The organism is Streptomyces sp. NPDC006259, assembly GCF_042870975.1.
GTDB lineage: Bacteria > Actinomycetota > Actinomycetes > Streptomycetales > Streptomycetaceae > Streptomyces.
In genome coordinates, this window is record NZ_JBIAHY010000003.1 from 1,133,873 (window position 1) to 1,149,847 (window position 15,975).

Sequence of the window (15,975 nt, forward strand, 5' to 3'; positions counted from 1 at the left end):
TGAAGGAACCGGACACCACCTCTCACCGAAGGGCCGTCACCATGGCCGTGCGACGCGAGGGAACCCCCTGCTGGGTCGACGCGACGTTCACCGACGTGGAAGGCGCCAAGCGCTTCTACGGCGACGTCCTCGGCTGGACCTTCGGCGAGTCGTCGTCGGAGTACGGCAACTACACCCAGGCCCACGCGGACGGCAAGGCGGTCGCCGCCGTCGTACCGCCGATGCCCGGGCAGGAGGACCGGTCCGCCTGGTGTCTCCACCTCGCCGCCGAGGACGCCGCCGCCACCGCGGCGAGGATCCGCGAACACGGCGGCGAGGTGGTCAGGGAACCGATGCGGGTCGGCGGGTTCGGCACCATGTGTCTGGCCCGCGAACCCGGCGGCGCCCTGTTCGGCGTGTGGCAGGCCGGCAGCCACGAGGGCTTCGAGGCGACGGGCGTGCCCGGCGCCTACGCCTGGGCCGAGGTCTTCACCCGCGAGCCGCGGAAGACCGACAGCTTCCTGTCCGCGGTGTACGGCTACCGGCAGCGGCGACCGGAGGAGCAGGGGGACGAGGGGGACGGCTTCCGCCTCTACGACCTGGGCGGGCGCCCCGTCCTCGGCCGGATGGCGATGGGCGACGACTTCCCGCCCGAGGCGGCGTCCTACGTCAACGTGTACTTCACCGTCCCGGACTGCGACGAAGCCGTAGCCACGGCGACCGGGCTCGGCGGCCTGCTCCGGTTCGGCCCGATGGGTACGCCGTTCGGCCGGTTCGCCGCCCTCACCGACCCGCAGGGCGCGAACTTCTCGGTGATCGACGTCACCACCACCGAGGGCGGGACGCCGCAGACCAGGGCCGTCTCCTAGACCCTTCCCGGGCCTCGGCGGGCCCCGGCCGGGGCATGGCATGATCGTGTGCATGCGTGAACGAGTGGTGGCCGCCTGCGACGGGGCCTCGAAGGGGAACCCCGGTCCTGCGGCATGGGCCTGGGTGATCTCCGACGACTCCGAGGTCCCGGCCCGCTGGGAGGCGGGCCCGCTCGGGAAGGCCACCAACAACGTCGCCGAACTCACCGCCCTGGAACGCCTGCTGGCGGCCGTCGACGCCGACGTACCGCTGGAGATCCGCATGGACTCGCAGTACGCCATGAAGGCCGTCACCACGTGGCTGCCCGGCTGGAAGCGCAACGGCTGGAAGACCGCCGCGGGCAAACCGGTCGCCAACCGGGAACTGGTCGTGCGCATCGACGAACTGCTCGACGGCCGCACGGTCGAGTTCCGCTATGTGCCCGCCCACCAGGTCGACGGCGACAGGCTGAACGACTTCGCCGACCGGGCCGCCAGCCAGGCGGCGGTCGTGCAGGAGCCGGCGGGCAGTGCCCTCGGTTCGCCCGAGCCGCCGCCGTCGCCCGACGTTTCGCCCAAGGCCGGCGCACGCCGCAAGGCCGCCGGGGGCACGTCGCCCCGGCGGCCCGGCAGTGCGTCCGCCCGCACGATCAAAGCCAAGTTCCCCGGCCGCTGTGTGTGCGGGCGTCCTTACGCGGCGGGGGAGCCGATCGCCAAGAACGATCAGGGCTGGGGCCACCCGGAGTGCCGTACCGCGGCTGCCGGGTGACCGGAGGGGCCACGGTCAGACGACCGCGCCGCGCCAGGCGCCGGTCTCGTGGCCGCGTTCCTCGATGAACTCCTTGAAGCGCTTGAGGTCGCCCTTGGTCTGCCGCTTCACGAAGCCGAGCTTGTCGCCCACGGTCTCGGCGAGGCCCTCGGGCTCGAAGGCCATCTGGAGCATCACCTTCGTGCGATCGTCGTCGAGGCGGTGGAAGGTCACCACCCCGGCCTGACGTGCCTCGCCGCCCACCGTCGTCCAGGCGACCCGCTCGTCCGGGATTTGCTCGGTGATCTCCGCGTCGAACTCCCGGTGCACGCCGTTCACTTCCGTGACCCAGTGGGTGAGCGTGTCGGTGCGCTGTTCGACGCGCTCCACCCCGCCCATGAACTCGGGGAACGTCTCGAACTGCGTCCACTGGTTGTAGGCCTTGTGCACGGGGACACTGACCTCGATGGATTCCTCGACCTGCGTCACAGTCGTCTCCTCCTCGCTCTCGTCGGGTACGTGGCGCTCGGGTACCCGTGACCTCGACGGCCAACCCGGCCGCGGTCAGGCGGTGTCGAAGGTGTAGTGCGGGGTGTGGTCGAGCAGGTCGGCAGGGGTGGTGTCGTTCCACGGCTTCATCGTCTCGCGCAGGTCCACCACGTCCGGCGTCCCCGCCGCCGGGACGTAGCCCGAGCCGGGGTGCCGTCGCTGCCACGCCGCCCACAGCTTGTCTATGTAGGCGTGGTGCAGCCAGAACACCGGGTCGTTGGGGGAGACCCCGGTGGCCATCTGACCGCCGACCCAGACGTGCACCCGGTTGTGCAGGTTCACACCCCGCCACCCCTCCAGGTGGTTGCGGAAACCGTCCGACCCGCTGTTCCAGGGCGCCATGTCGTACGTCGGCATCGCCAGCACCGAGTCGACCTCGGCCCGCGTCGGCAGCTCCCGCACACCGGCACCCAGCGCGCGCCGCAGATACGTGCGCCCGTCGACGCGCACCCCGATGGGCCAGTTGCCGGTGGACGCGGCGAACGGGCCGTCCATCACCCGCCCGTCCAGGCTGCGCCCGGTGCCGCCGAGGAAGTCCGGAGCCCACAGCGAGGAACGCATCGAGCGGTCGACGGACCAGTCCCAGTACGGCAGCGTCACCGACGCGTCCACCGCCTGGAGCGCCCGCTCGAACTCCAGCAGGAATCTGCGGTGCCAGGGCAGGAAGGACGGCGAACGGTGGCCGGTGCGCTCGCCGTTGTCGGTGTCGCCGAGTATGAACGCGTTGTGCGTGGTGACGAAGGCGTCGTAGCGGCCGCTGCGCTTGAGTTCGAGGACGGCTGCCACGAAGCGGCGCTTCTCGTCGGCGGTGAGGGACGCCTGGTTCTTGCGGACGGTCATGGGTGCGGTGCTCCAAGTGGGCGCGGTGAAGTGGTCAGTTGGTGGGGAAGGGCAGCAGCCGTGCGCCCTGCAGTTCGTCGACCGCGGCGCGGGCGGCGGCCCTCGGGGACGGCACCGGGTCGTAGTGACTGACCACGCTGATCCAGCTGTCGTCGGCGTTGCGCATGAGGTGCAGCTCCACGCCGTCGACGAACACGGCGTAGCCGCCGTGATGACCTCCGCCGTGATGACCTCCGCCGTGCTGTCCGCCCCCGGCGGCCGGCCGACCCTGTATCCGGCGTCCCTTGTAGACCTCGTCGAAGGCGTCGGGGGCGTCGGGGGAGCCAAGGAGGCGGGGGGAGTTGGAGGCGGGGGAGGCGGGGGAGCCGGGGGAGCCGGACGGGGCCGCGGTCGCGGCCGCGGAGTGGGCCGCGGCCGTCGCGGTGGCGCCGGCGGTCACGGCGAGGGCGGCCGCGGTGGTGAGCGCGCGGCGACGGCTGAGTTCCGGCATGCGGGACCTCCTGGGGTGCGTGGGGTTGACGACCCCGTATGCCTATCCGCCGACCGGAGGACCGGAGAAATCCCTCGGGACCGGTTGGCCCGGATCCGGACAATCGAGAACAAGTCGTGCAATGTTGAATGAAGATGATCTTGCCGCCGGTCGGGTGCCCGCAGGGCGGAACGGGCAATTCCTTTCCCTGGAAGGGGCCCTTCCGGTGATCTTTCGCGTGCGGCCGTTCCGCCGGTGGTGTGGCTCACGTGGAGAAAGTGACGGAATCGCGAAGAAGCGCCCACCGTGACCGCTCTTACCGGCTGCTACTGTGCGTCGTCAACTGACCACGATTCGTCATTCCCGGGGGTGTGCGTGAAGGTCGCCTGTGTCGGAGGCGGGCCCGCCGGCCTGTATCTCTCCATCCTGCTCAAGCGGCAGGACCCGTCCCACGACATCACCGTCCACGAGCGGGACCCGGAGGGATCGACCTACGGCTGGGGCGTCACCTACTGGCGAGGACTCCTCGACCAACTCCACGCCCGTGACCCCGAGTCGGCGCGCGCCGTCGAGGAACACTCCGTCCGCTGGAGCCAGGGCGTCGCGCACGTACGGGACCTGGTGACCCGCCAGCCGGGCGACGAGGGCCACGGCATCGGCCGCCACAAATTCCTGGAGATCCTCGCCGCGCGGGCCCGCGCACTCGGCGTACGCCTGGAGTACGAGCGGGAGATCGCCCCCGACAACCTGCCCGAGGCGGATCTGGTGGTCGCCGCCGACGGTGTGCACAGCGCCCTGCGCACCCACCACGCCCGGCACTTCGGCACCGCACTGACGCCCGGCCGCAACCCGTACGTCTGGCTCGGCACCACCAAGGTCTTCGACTCCTTCACCTTCGCCTTCGTGGAGACCGGCCACGGCTGGATCTGGTGCTACGGCTATCCGTTCAGCTCGCGACGGAGCACCTGCGTCATCGAATGCGCCCCCGAGACCTGGGCCGGCCTCGGCCTCGACCGGGCCGACGACGCCGACGGAACCGCGCTGTTGGCGAAACTCTTCGCGCACATCCTCGACGGCCGACCCCTGATCGGCCGCCCCCGCGGGGACGGCGGCGCCCCCTGGCTGACCTTCCGCACGCTCACCAACCGCACCTGGTACCGGGGCAACGTCGTCCTCCTCGGCGACGCCGCCCACACCACGCACTACTCCATCGGCGCCGGCACCACCCTCGCCCTGGAGGACGCCTTCGCCCTCGCCGACGCCCTGCGGGACGGCCCCGACCTCCCGCGGGCCCTGGCCCGCTACGAGCGCGACCGCACGGCGGCCCTGCTGACCCCGCAGAGCGCCGCCCGGCACAGCGCCCAGTGGTACGAGAACCTCACCCGTTACATCGACCTGCCCCCGGAACAGATGTTCGCCCTGCTCGGCCAGCGCCACTCGCCCCTGCTGCCCTACGTCCCACCCCAGCTGTACTACCGGCTCGACAAGGCCGCCGGGCGGCTGGAGACCCTGCGCCGTTTCAAGCGCTGGCTGGGCCCCCGGCTCGTCAGGGCCGCGCGCACCGGCGAGCCGGCCTCCCGGAAGTAGCCCGGGACCGGCTCCCGTGGAACGCGTGCGCGCCCCGCACGGCGACCACGGCGACCACGGCGCCGTCCCGCCTGCCGAACCCGCTGCCGCCTCCCTCCGCCCCGCCCTGACGGACGGCGGCGCCCGCCTCCCCGAGCCGGGAACGGCCCCCCGGCGGTGACCACCGGCCGGCACGGCCCGACGCCGCGGCCGCACCTCACCGGCCGCCCCCCCACATGGACGAACCGCAGGTGGCGGGTGGGACCGCCCGGTTCCGCGGCCGGCCGCGACGAGTGACAGACTGCCCCCATGGACGAGCGCACATTCGGCAGGTCTGGTCAGCACGCATCCGTCATCGGTCTCGGCACCTGGCAACTGGGCGCCGACTGGGGCGACGTCGACGACAAGGAGGCCCTGGCGGTACTGGAGGCGGCCGCCGAGTCGGGCGTCACCTTCTTCGACACCGCCGACGTGTACGGCGACGGCCGCAGCGAGCAGACCATCGCCGCCTTCCTGAGCGGACGGCCCGACCTGCACGTGCTGGTCGCCACCAAGATGGGTCGCCGCGTCGACCAGATCCCCGAGAACTACGTCCTCGACAACTTCCGCGCCTGGAACGACCGCTCCCGCCGCAACCTCGGCGTCGACCGCGTCGACCTCGTGCAACTGCACTGCCCGCCCACCCCCGTGTACTCCACGGACGAAGTCTTCGACGCCCTCGACACCCTCGTGGAGGAGGAGCGCATCGCCCACTACGGCGTCAGCGTGGAGACCTGCGCCGAGGCCCTCACCGCGATCGCCCGGCCGGGCGTGGCCAGCGTGCAGATCATCCTCAACCCGTTCCGCATGAAGCCGCTGTACGAGGTGCTCCCCGCGGCCCGCGAGGCCGGTGTCGGCATCATCGCGCGCGTGCCGCTCGCCTCCGGCCTGCTGTCCGGCAAGTACACCAAGGACACCGTCTTCCCGGAGAACGACCACCGCACCTACAACCGGCACGGCGAGTCCTTCGACCAGGGCGAGACCTTCTCCGGCGTCGACTACGCCACCGGCGTCGAGGCCGCCGCCGAGTTCTCCGCCCTCGCCCCCGAGGGGTACACCCCGGCCCAGCTGGCGCTGCGCTGGATCGTCCAGCAGCCGGGCGTGACCACGGTGATCCCCGGCGCCCGTACGCCCGAGCAGGCCCGCGCCAACGCGGCCGCCGCCCGCCTGCCGGAGCTGTCCGAGCAGACCCTCGCCGCGGTCCGGGACCTCTACGAGCGGCGGATCAAGGAGCAGGTCGAGGGCCGCTGGTAGTCCGGCCCGCAACCAGGGCGGAGGAAAACGCCGATCAGCGGGTACTCGCCGGGGAGAACATGTAATCGAACCGGGGAGGACACGTGGCCGACACGGCAGCGGGGGCCGAGCGCCGCAGAGGGCGCAACGAGACCGAGGACGAGAGAGCCGACCGGATGTGGGGCGAGCTGATCCAGGAGGTCCGCGTCGCCCAGACGGGCGTGCAGATCCTCTTCGGTTTCCTGCTCACCGTCGTATTCACTCCGCGCTACGCGACCCTGGAGGACACCGACCGGGCCATCTACATCGTCACGGTCGTCATCGGAGCCTGCGCGACCGGCGCCCTGATAGGACCGGTCTCCCTGCACCGTCTGGTCTCCGGACGCCGGGTGAAACCCCAGGCGGTGACCTGGGGCTCCCGGATGACCTTCGTCGGCCTGGTGCTGCTGCTCGCCACGATGACCTCCGCACTGCTGCTGATCCTGCGGGTGGCCACCCACAACGACTTCGTGCCCTACCTGGTCACCGCGGTGGTCGTCTGGTACCTGGTGTTCTGGTTCGGGATCCCTCTGTGGACCCGGCGCCGCTACACGGCCCGCTGAGCGGCCCCGCGGAAGGCGGCGCGGCCGGGCGGGGACGACCGCCCGGCCGCGCCGCCCGCGACCGAGGCTGGACCCGTGGCCGACGTCCGGGGCCCACGCGACGTCCGTCGCGCGGTCCCTGCGCGAGGCCGCGACCTACCTCGCCGTCGGAAGGGGAGGGCCACGGCGGGACGCCGCTGGTCGCCGAGCGTCGCGGTAGGCGCCGAGGCGGGCCGTGAAGCTCAGCCGAACGCGTCGCGGAGGGCGGGCAGCAGGGTCTTCTCCGACCAGTCCAGATACGCCGGCTGCGCGTCGCCCCCGATCTGCACCAGGGCGACCTCCGTGAAACCGGCCTCCGCGTACGGGCGGACCGCCTCGACGAAGGCGTCCGGATCGTCGCCGCAGGGGATCGAGGCGACCACGTCGTCCGGGGTGACGAACTGGGTCGCCGACTCGAAGGAGTCCGGATGGGGCAGCTCCGAGTTCACCTTCCAGCCGCTGCCGAACCAGCGGAACTGGGCGTGCGCCCGCTTCACCGCCGTGTCCCGGTCGGGGTCGTAGGAGACCGGCAGCTGGCCCACGCGCGGCTTGTCCGTGCCGCCGTGCCGGTCGAAGGCCTCCAGCAGACCCGACTTCGGCTCGGTGGCGATCACCAGGTCGGCGAGGCGTCCGGCGAGCGCGCACGACCGCTCTCCCGAGACCGCGATGCCGATCTCGGGCGGCTGGTCGGGCAGGTCCCAGAGCCGGGCCGACTCGACGTCGAAGTGCGTGCCGTGATGCGTCACATGGCCGCCCTCGAAGAGCGCGCGGATGATCTGCACGGCCTCCTCGAGCATTTCGTGCCGCACATCCACGGTCGGCCAACCGCCGCCCACCACGTGCTCGTTGAGGTTCTCGCCGGAGCCCAGCCCCAGCCGGAAGCGGCCCTCGGACAGCAACTGCATGGTGGCCGCCTTCTGCGCCACGATCGCCGGGTGGTAGCGGAACGTGGGACAGGTCACGTACGTCATCAGCGGTATCCGCGAGGTGGCCTGGGCGGCGGCGCCCAGCACGCTCCACGCGTACGGCGCATGGCCCTGTGAACGCAGCCACGGGAAGTAGTGGTCCGAGGTCACCGAGAAGTCGAAACCGACCTGCTCGGCCCGCACCAGATGGTCGACCAGGTCACGGGGACCGGCCTGTTCGGTCATCATCGTGTATCCGATTCGCACCATGTGTGGCGAGTCCCCAGGTGCCGGGGAAGGAAACGGGTCGCGTGGGACGGGAAACGTCCGGGGAAACGCCCTCGAGGTCGTCGGGGCACGGGGAAGGATGCGGGCATGAGAGCCCGTGACCTGCCTTCCAGCACCCCGTCCGCCCAAGGTGTCGACGCCTCGGGCGTCCTCGCCTTCCTCGACGCCGTCGACACGGCCGGGGCCATCGAGCCGCACAGCCTCATGGTGCTGCGGCACGGTCACGTCGTGGCCGCCGGCTGGTGGGCGCCGTACACGCCGGACCGTCTGCACCTGCTGTACTCGCTCAGCAAGAGCTTCACCTCCACGGCCGCCGGGTTCGCCGTGGCCGAGGGGCTGATCGGGCTCGACGTCCCGGTGATCTCCTACTTCCCGGAGTTCGACGCCGACGTCACCGACCCGCGCAGCCGCGCGATGCGGGTGCGGCACGTGGCCTCGATGGCGAGCGGACACGAGGCCGAGACCCTGGACCGGGCCCGCGCGCTCGACCCCGACGACCTCGTGCGCGGCTTCCTGCTGCTGCCGCCGGACCGCGACCCGGGCACCGTCTTCGCCTACAACCAGCCCGCGACCTACACCCTCGCCGCGATCCTCCAGCGAGTCACCGGCCAGTCCCTGACCGGCTACCTGCGCCCCCGGCTGCTGGACCCGCTCGGTTTCGGCGAGGTCGCCTGGCTGGCCGACCGGACCGGCCGCGAGCTGGGCTTCAGCGGCCTGCACGGCACCACCGACGCGATCGCCCGGCTCGGCCTGCTCCACCTGGACCGAGGCACCTGGGAGGGGCGCCGGCTGCTGTCACCCGAGTGGATCGCCGAGGCGACCCGCGAGCACATCCCGACCGCGGGCGCCATGGGCGAGGCCGACCGGCAGGACTGGGACCGCGGGTACGGCTTCCAGTTCTGGCGGTCCCGGCACGGCTACCGGGGCGACGGCGCCTACGGGCAGTTCTGCCTCGTCCTGCCCGAGCACGACGCCGTCATCGCCACGACGGCGGCGACCGCCGACATGCAGGGACTGCTGGACCTCGTCTGGGAACACCTCCTGCCGGCGTTCCGCCTGGCCCCGCTGCCCGGCGGCCAGGACGCCGACGCGGCCCTCGCCGCCCGCCTCACCGGCCTCGCCCTGCCGCCCGCCCCCGGCAGGCCGGCGCCGCCGAACGGCTCGGGCCACTGGTCGGGAGCCGCCTTCACCCCGTACGGCGACGTCTGCGCCGACCAGCCGAGCCTCACCGGTGTCACCGTCACGGCGGACGCCGACGGCTGGGCGCTGGTCCTCGACGAGGGCGGCGAGCGCCTCCTGGCGCGCCTGGGCCGCGGTGCCTGGACGGTGACCGAGGGATCCGTGCCCCTCGCGGCGAGCGGCGGCTGGAGCGACGGCGGCACCCTCACCGCGGACCTGGCCTTCCTGGAGACCCCGCACCGCCTCCGGGTGACCTGCTCCCTCCCGGACCGGACCTTCACCGCCCGCTGGGCCACCCAGCCACTGCACGGCGGACCCCTGCGACGGCTGCGCGCGCCGCGGGGCCGGACAGGAGCGCCGCCCGGACGGAACCTCTAGCCCCTGCCCGGCCGGAAGGTCCGGAGGAAGGTGTCCAGCGCCTGCCTGTTGGCGGTGGTGTCCCAGTCGGCGGCGGGGGTCGTCCAGCGCAGGGAGAAGCCGCGGTGGCCGCCGAGCAGGAAGCCGCGGCCGAAGGTGCGCACCCGGGTGCCGTCCACGTCGACGAGCCATTCCATGTCGGCCGCCTCGTACCCCTGGTACGTCGTCGCCTCGATCGCCCCGATGCGCTCGAACCCGGCGGTCCGGCGCAGGCCCGGCTCCACGTCGTCGCGCCAGACCGCCACCGGGTCCGGTCCGACGACCTCGCTGTAGGTGACCGCGAGGGTGCGAGGGTCGCCCCCGGCGCCGAAGGTGACCCGGTAGGCGAGGTCCCCGGAGCGCGTGGTGTCCAGCCGGGTCCAGCCCGCGGGGAGGGCGACGGAGAAGCCCTCGGGCGCCCGGTACACCCGGAAGCCGGCCGGCAGGGCACCGGCCGTGGCCGACGGGGCGGCGGCCGTGGGTGATGGGGTCGGGGGCGCGCTCGGGGAGTCCGCGGGCGGCGAGGAGGGGGCCGGCGGGCTGGGGCTCGGCGTCGGCACGTCGGTGACTCCGTCGGAGCCGTCCTCGCCGGCCGGGGCGCTGGGCGCGGCCGGGCGGGAGCGGGCCCCGTCCGAGGCCGGGTCCTCGGTGCCGGGCAGCTGGCCCGTCGCGGCGAGGGCGGCGACCGCCACCGTGACGACGGCCAGCGCGGTCGCGGCCGCCACCGCCCGCCCGCTCCACCGCGGACCGGCGACCCGTGCGACGGCGTACGCGCGCCGCGGCCGGGGCGCGGGCGCCGCGTGCGGGTCCTCGTCCAGGACGCGGGCGAGGCTCTGGCGCAGCACCGGCCGGGTCATCCGCTCCCGCGAGTCCTTGCGCAGCAGCCCCTGCACGGCGGGTCCGAGCGGACCGGCCCGCAGCGGGGTGCGCAACGGCAGCCGGTCCACGCCCTTCAACGTGCCCTCCGGCCGGTCCCGGTCCCGGTAGGGCGGCCGGCCCTCGACCATCGTGTAGAGGATCGCGCCCACCGCCCAGAGATCGGCCGCGGGACCGATGCGCTCGTCCCGGGCCTGCTCGGGGGAGGCGAACGACGGGGCCGCGAGGCGCGGAGCGAGGGTGGCGCCCGCGAGGCCGAAGCCGGTGACGACGACCGGACCGCGGGCCCGCACGAAGATCTGACCGGGGCTCAGCTCCCCGTGGGTGATGCCCTCGCCGTGCGCGGCCTCCAGCACGTCGAGCAGTTCGAGACCGATCCGGGCGGCGCGGGTGTACGGGAAGACCCGCCGCTGCTCGATCAGTTGACCCAGGGGGAGGCCGTCGATCCACTCGGTCACGGTCCACAGCGACCCGGCCTCCGCGAGGGCGTCCAGGACGGTGGCGACCCGGCCGGGGCACACCCGCGCCATCGTCTCGGACATCCGCACCACGCGCTCGGCGGCCCGGTGCGCCTCCTCCTCGCCGAGGCCCGCCGGCAGCCCGATCCGGGTGACCAGGCAGGGCCGGGTGCCGGCGCCGGCCGGCTCGTCGGCGTACTCGCCGTACCAACTGACGCGGTTCGTCTCGCGGTGGACCACGTCGAGGAGCCGGTAGCGACCGGCGACCAACTCGTGCGTGGAGACGTGCGCCTTGACCATGGTCATCCCTCGCTGAACCCCCGGCTGTTCACCCTTTCCCAGTGGTACGGCGATCGAGAGGGTGTGCGTTCAAGGGATCCGCAACTCCGGCGGGATTTCTGTCTTTCATTCAAAAGAGCGAGCCAAAACACCGGTCATATGTGCGAGGAAAGGAAATCGCTTCGGGTCCGGCGGGGGGTGTAACCAGCGGTAATCGCGCTCCGCGCGTCGCTCGAACACCCCGCGGCGGCCGTCGTCGCATTCCCGGACGACGGCCGCCGAGGCGTTTTCCACGACTCAGCGCAGACCGAAACGCTCGACCCAGGAAGCCATGTCCGCGGCCGACGCGTTGCCCCCGCACACCACCAGTCCCAGCCGGGCGTCCGGGCCCACCCGCTCCACGACCCGCCGGGCGGCCGGCAACAGACACCCGGCGGCCGGCTCGGTCCACACCTTGGCGTGCTCGGCCAGCTCCAGGCAGCCCCGTACGGCCTCCCGGTCCGGCACCACGAGCACCTCGCTCACCAGCGCCGCCACATGCTCGTACGTCAGCGGCGCGACGGCCGGCGCGCTCAGCGTGGTGGAGATGGACGACACCTCCACCGGTACCGGCCCTCCGGCCTTCAGCGCCTCCGCCATCGCCTCCGCGCCCTCGGTCTCCACGCCCCAGATCCGCACCTGCGGCCGCAGCGCCCGCAGGGCCGTGGCGACACCGGAGATCAGCCCGCCGCCTCCGACGCTGACCAGGACGTCCGTCAGATCCTCGGCGTCCCGCGCGAACTCCAGGCCGACCGTGCCCTGGCCGGCCACCACCACCGGGTCGTCGAACGGGTGGACCAGGGTCAGTCCCTCGTCCCGCAGGTCGTTGACGAGCGAGAAGGCGCTGCCCATCCCGTCCGTCAGCCGTACCGACGCGCCCGCCTCCTCGACGATCTCGACGGCCCGGGCGGGCGCCGAACGCGGCATGACGACCGTGGCCTTCACGTCGAGGGCGGCGGCCATGACCGCCACCGCTATCCCGTGGTTGCCGCCGCTCACCGCGACCACCCCGGCCGCCCGTTCCGCCGCACCGAGGGAGAGCAGTTTCGCCGTGGCACCGCGCGCCTTGAAGGAACCGGTGCGCTGGAGGAGTTCCAGCTTGACGGTGACAGGGACGCCGAGCAGCCCGGAGAGTCCGGGGCTGGACAGCGTCGGGGTGCGGACGACGTGCCCGGCGATCCGTTCCGCCGCGGCTTCGATGTCCGTGATGCCGATCAAGACGACCACCTTTCCCGCGCGCTGTGCCGCGCGCTGTGCGCACCCTGTCGCGCGGCGGTGGCCCAGGTCAACCGAGGGCCGGGCGGTGGCCGGAGGCCGTGCCGCACCGGCAGGTCCGGCGACCGCCGAAGGCGCCGCGGAGGCGGGCGGCACGGCGCCTTCGGCGGTCGCCGGACCTGCGGCGGGCGTCTGCCGACGCACCGCGGCGAGCGCCGCCGCCCGGCCCCGGCCGAGCCGACGGGGCAGAGGGGCCCACGGGCTCATCAGGCGTCAGCCACCCAGGAGTTGCGTGCAGGCGTTCCCGGTGACCCCGCCATCCGAGTTCAGCGAGAGGCCCCTCTCCGCGTACCGCCCGTACCAGCACCTCCCGTACCGCTACCGCCCGTACCGCTACCCGTCTCCCGTTCCGGCGCCAGCAGTCCCTCCCGGTGGGCGATCGCCACCGCCTCCGTGCGGCCGGCCGCGCTCAGTTTGGCCAGGATGTTGGAGACGTGGACGCTGGCCGTCTTGCCGCTGATGAGGAGTTCCTCGCCGATCTGCCGGTTGCTGCGCCCGAGGGCGAGCAGCCGCAGGACGTCCCGCTCTCGGGCCGTCAGGACGGCCGGTGCCCCCCTGCCGGGCGGGGCGGGCGCGAGCCGGCCCCGCCGGACGAGGGAGTCCACCCGCTCCAGCAGCGGTGTCGCCCGCAGCCGTACGGCGGTCTCCCGGGCGGCGCGGGCCTCGGCCGCCGCCTCCTCGCGCCGGCCGGCGGCCAGCAGGGCCTCCGCGAGTCGCAGTCGGCAGCGCGCCCGCTCGTGGACGTCGCCGAACCGGAAGGCGGCCACCGCCGACTCCCACGCCGCCACGTCCGGTTCGCCGACCGCTCGCGCCCGCTCGGCCTCGGCACGTGCCAGCCAGGCCTGCCCCTCCGGACCCTGCGGCGCCCCGTTCTGGCCGCGCCGCGCCGCCGCCCGTGCGAGGTCCACGAGTTCGGCCGCGACCGCCGACCAGCGGGCCGCCGTGGCCTCGTCGCCGCGGGTGCGCGCCGAGGCGGCCGTGTCGGCGACCGGCGGCAGGGCGAGCGCGACGAGCCGGACGGTGACGTCCGGGCGGCCGCCCGCGTCGTCGGTGAGCGCCTCCAGGGAGGCCCGCAGCTGCGCCACGGCCGCCTCGGCGTCACCCCGAAGGGCCGCCTCGTCGGTGAGGACGACGGCCGCGACCAGCGACGCCATCCAGTCGGGGGCGTCCTCCGTCACGGCCCGTGCCCGTTCGGCCACACCGGCCTCACCGCGGGCCAGGGCGACGTACAGCGCGGGCCCGGCCGCGTACCCGCCCGCCGCGGGAAGCAGGGCCAGGTCGGTCGCCGCCGTCCGCACGCACTCGTCCCAGCGGCCCAGGGTGTGGAGCAGCAGCAGTTGCAGATAGCGCATCTCCATCGGATACGGCGAGGAGAGCAGTCCGGCCCGACGGGCCCGGTCCAGGCCGTCCGCCAGCCAGGGCAGGCACTCCTCGAACTCCCCGGCCTCGTAGCAGCCGATGGCCAGGTTGAACAGGGCCCGCATCTCCACCGGAGCGCTGCCGGCCCGCCGGGCCAGCTCGCGGGCCTCCCGCAGGCGTTCGCGACCCTCGGGGGAGCGCCGGCCACCGCCCTCCAGGACGGCCAGCGAGATCAGCAGATCGGCCTGCGCGTCGGTCACCCGCAGCTCGGCCGCGACGCCGAACGCCTGGCGGGCCACCCGCAGGGCGATGTCGTTCTCGCCCACCTGGCGGGCCGTCAGGACATGGGTGGCCGCGGCCCACACCCAGGTCGGGGAGGGCGGCTCGGCGGGGATCATCGCCAGGGCCTCGCTGCTGTAGCGGAAGGCGGCCGTGAGACTGTCGACGCCGAGGAGCGTGCCGGCCAGCGTGTACCGCACGCGCGCGGCGAGTTCCGAGTCGGCGTCCTGGTCGACCCCGGCGAGCGCGGCGCGGGTCAGGGACACCGCGCGGTGCCCCTGACCGGCGTGCGCGGCCGCCGCCGAGGCCCGCAGCATGAGGGTGACCCGGTCGACACCCTCGCCCGACGGCCGGGCGGAGGCGTCCACGACGGGCCACAGGTCGAGCGCGGTCTCCAGATGGCGCAGCTCCTCGGCGGGCGCGCCCACCCGCTGGGCGTGGTCGGCGGCCTCCAGCGAGGCGGCGAGCGCCTCCGGCAGGTCGTGGCTCTCGCGGTAGTGGTGGGCCCGCTCGGCGGCGGTCTCGGCGCGGTGCCCGCGGGCCGCGAGCAGCCGGGCGAACGCGCCGTGCAGCCGGGCCCGTTCCCCCGGGAGGAGGTCGGCGTACACCGCCTCACGCGCGAGGGCGTGCCGGAAGGCGTACGTGTCGCCCGCGCCCGCCACGAGGAGCTGCCGGCCGACGGCCTCGCGCAGCGCCGACTCCAGCTCGTCCTCGGGCAGCGCGATCGCGTCCCGCAGCAGGTCGTGTTCGACCCGCCGCCCTGCCACGGCCGCCGTCCGCAGCACCAGTTGGGCGGTCTCGGAGAGCTGTTCCACGCGGATCAGCAGCAGGTCGGCCAGCCCGCTCGGCACCCCGTCCGCCTCGTCGTCCGTGGCGGCGAGCAGCTCCTCCGCGTAGAACGCGTTGCCCTCGGCGCGCGCCACGATGCGGCGCACCGTGACCTCCGGCAGCGGGCGGTCCTCCAGGGCCCGCACCAGCCGGGTCACCTCGGCGTCCGCCAGCGGCCGCAGCTCCAGCCGTTCCACGCCCGGCAGCCGCACCAGCTCGGCCAGCAGCGGCCGCAGCGGATGCCGGCGGTGCAGATCGTCCGCACGGTAGGAGGCCAGCACCGCGAGCCGGTGGGCGGGCGCACCGCCCGCGGGCCGTTGCAGGACGCCCCGGCTGAGCAGGAACCGCAGCAGGTCCCGCGAGGACTCGTCCGCCCAGTGCAGGTCCTCCAGCACGACCAGCAGCGGGGCGACCTCCGCGAGATCGGCGAGCAGGCCCGCCATCCCCTCGAACAGCCGGAGCCGGCCGCCCAGGTCCCGCACGGCGTCGTGGGGCCCGCCGCCGAGCATCCGGTCGACGACGGGATGCTCGGCGAGGACGGCGGCGAAGCGTGCGTCCGCGGCGAGCAGACCGAGGATCTCGGTGAACGGCAGGTAGGGCAGGCCCACGTCGCCGAGGTCGACGCAGTGCCCGGTCAGCACGGTCGTGCCGGCCCGCGCGGCGCGTGCCGCGATCTCGGCCAGCACCCGGGTCTTGCCGACGCCGGCGTCCCCGGCGAGCAGCACCGCCCGCGCCTCCCCGGCGCGGGCGCGCTCCAGCACGTCGGAGAGCCGGGCGACTTCCTCGTCCCGGCCGATGAACGGGGTGTCGAACGCTGTGGGTGGCACGGCTCCATCCTGGCACGCGACACCGTCGACCCCGCCCGCGAGCAGCACGGCCCGGATTCCGCACCTCGGCGACTCAGCGGTACACCAGGTGGCGGA

13 protein-coding genes are annotated in these 15,975 nt (G+C 73.9%); 6 read left to right on the forward strand and 7 right to left on the reverse strand.

Annotated features, from left to right (window positions below; all coding sequences use genetic code 11):
- Positions 1-41 precede the first annotated feature (41 nt).
- Together ACFYO5_RS16280 and ACFYO5_RS16285 are read left to right on the forward strand one after the other, a co-directional pair.
- Complete coding sequence (locus ACFYO5_RS16280; protein WP_388709081.1) at positions 42-848, forward strand: VOC family protein; 807 nt, start codon at positions 42-44, stop codon at positions 846-848.
- A gap of 40 nt (positions 849-888) precedes the next feature.
- Positions 889-1,596, forward strand: coding sequence for a ribonuclease H (locus ACFYO5_RS16285; RefSeq protein ID WP_388709083.1), 708 nt, complete (start codon positions 889-891; stop codon positions 1,594-1,596).
- A gap of 15 nt (positions 1,597-1,611) precedes the next feature.
- Here the strand turns inward: ACFYO5_RS16285 and ACFYO5_RS16290 are convergent, their stop codons facing one another.
- The 3 genes from ACFYO5_RS16290 to ACFYO5_RS16300 form a co-directional block, all read right to left on the reverse strand.
- Positions 1,612-2,064 carry an SRPBCC family protein gene (locus ACFYO5_RS16290; RefSeq protein WP_388709085.1) on the reverse strand — a complete coding sequence of 151 codons (453 nt, stop codon included), beginning with the start codon at positions 2,062-2,064 and terminating at the stop codon, positions 1,612-1,614.
- A gap of 75 nt (positions 2,065-2,139) precedes the next feature.
- A complete protein-coding gene (locus ACFYO5_RS16295; protein ID WP_388709087.1) occupies positions 2,140-2,964 on the reverse strand; it encodes a tyrosinase family protein in 825 nt (274 codons plus the stop codon).
- A gap of 34 nt (positions 2,965-2,998) precedes the next feature.
- Positions 2,999-3,454: a tyrosinase cofactor gene (locus ACFYO5_RS16300; protein ID WP_388709089.1), complete on the reverse strand. Its 456-nt coding sequence runs from the start codon at positions 3,452-3,454 to the stop codon at positions 2,999-3,001.
- Between the two features lie 354 nt (positions 3,455-3,808).
- On the opposite strand from ACFYO5_RS16300, the gene ACFYO5_RS16305 reads away from it, so the two are divergent.
- The 3 genes from ACFYO5_RS16305 to ACFYO5_RS16315 all read left to right on the forward strand — a co-directional run bounded on the left by ACFYO5_RS16305 (position 3,809) and on the right by ACFYO5_RS16315 (position 6,873).
- The gene (locus tag ACFYO5_RS16305; protein WP_388709091.1) at positions 3,809-5,020 is read left to right on the forward strand and encodes an FAD-dependent monooxygenase; all 1,212 of its coding nucleotides are present in this window, start codon (positions 3,809-3,811) and stop codon (positions 5,018-5,020) included.
- A 288-nt stretch (positions 5,021-5,308) separates the two neighbouring features.
- Positions 5,309-6,292, forward strand: a complete 984-nt coding sequence (locus tag ACFYO5_RS16310; protein WP_356567076.1) for an aldo/keto reductase — start codon at positions 5,309-5,311, stop codon at positions 6,290-6,292.
- An 83-nt stretch (positions 6,293-6,375) separates the two neighbouring features.
- A complete protein-coding gene (locus ACFYO5_RS16315) occupies positions 6,376-6,873 on the forward strand; it encodes a DUF6328 family protein (protein ID WP_388709093.1) in 498 nt (165 codons plus the stop codon).
- 221 nt (positions 6,874-7,094) lie between these two features.
- Here ACFYO5_RS16315 and ACFYO5_RS16320 read toward each other — a convergent pair whose 3' ends face one another.
- A complete protein-coding gene (locus ACFYO5_RS16320) occupies positions 7,095-8,066 on the reverse strand; it encodes an LLM class F420-dependent oxidoreductase (RefSeq protein ID WP_388709095.1) in 972 nt (323 codons plus the stop codon).
- A gap of 105 nt (positions 8,067-8,171) precedes the next feature.
- On the opposite strand from ACFYO5_RS16320, the gene ACFYO5_RS16325 reads away from it, so the two are divergent.
- Entirely contained in the window at positions 8,172-9,641 is a 1,470-nt protein-coding gene (locus ACFYO5_RS16325) for a serine hydrolase domain-containing protein (protein WP_388709097.1), read from the forward strand.
- Here the strand turns inward: ACFYO5_RS16325 and ACFYO5_RS16330 are convergent.
- The 3 genes from ACFYO5_RS16330 to ACFYO5_RS16340 form a co-directional block, all read right to left on the reverse strand.
- On the reverse strand, positions 9,638-11,299 hold the full coding sequence (locus ACFYO5_RS16330) for an APA family fibronectin-binding glycoprotein (RefSeq protein WP_388709099.1): 1,662 nt from the start codon (positions 11,297-11,299) through the stop codon (positions 9,638-9,640). The genes ACFYO5_RS16325 and ACFYO5_RS16330 overlap by 4 nt on opposite strands.
- Positions 11,300-11,569: 270 nt before the next feature.
- A complete protein-coding gene (locus ACFYO5_RS16335; protein ID WP_356567068.1) occupies positions 11,570-12,529 on the reverse strand; it encodes a threonine/serine dehydratase in 960 nt (319 codons plus the stop codon).
- Between the two features lie 323 nt (positions 12,530-12,852).
- Positions 12,853-15,879: an AAA family ATPase gene (locus tag ACFYO5_RS16340; protein WP_388709101.1), complete on the reverse strand. Its 3,027-nt coding sequence runs from the start codon at positions 15,877-15,879 to the stop codon at positions 12,853-12,855.
- Positions 15,880-15,975: the final 96 nt, after the last annotated feature.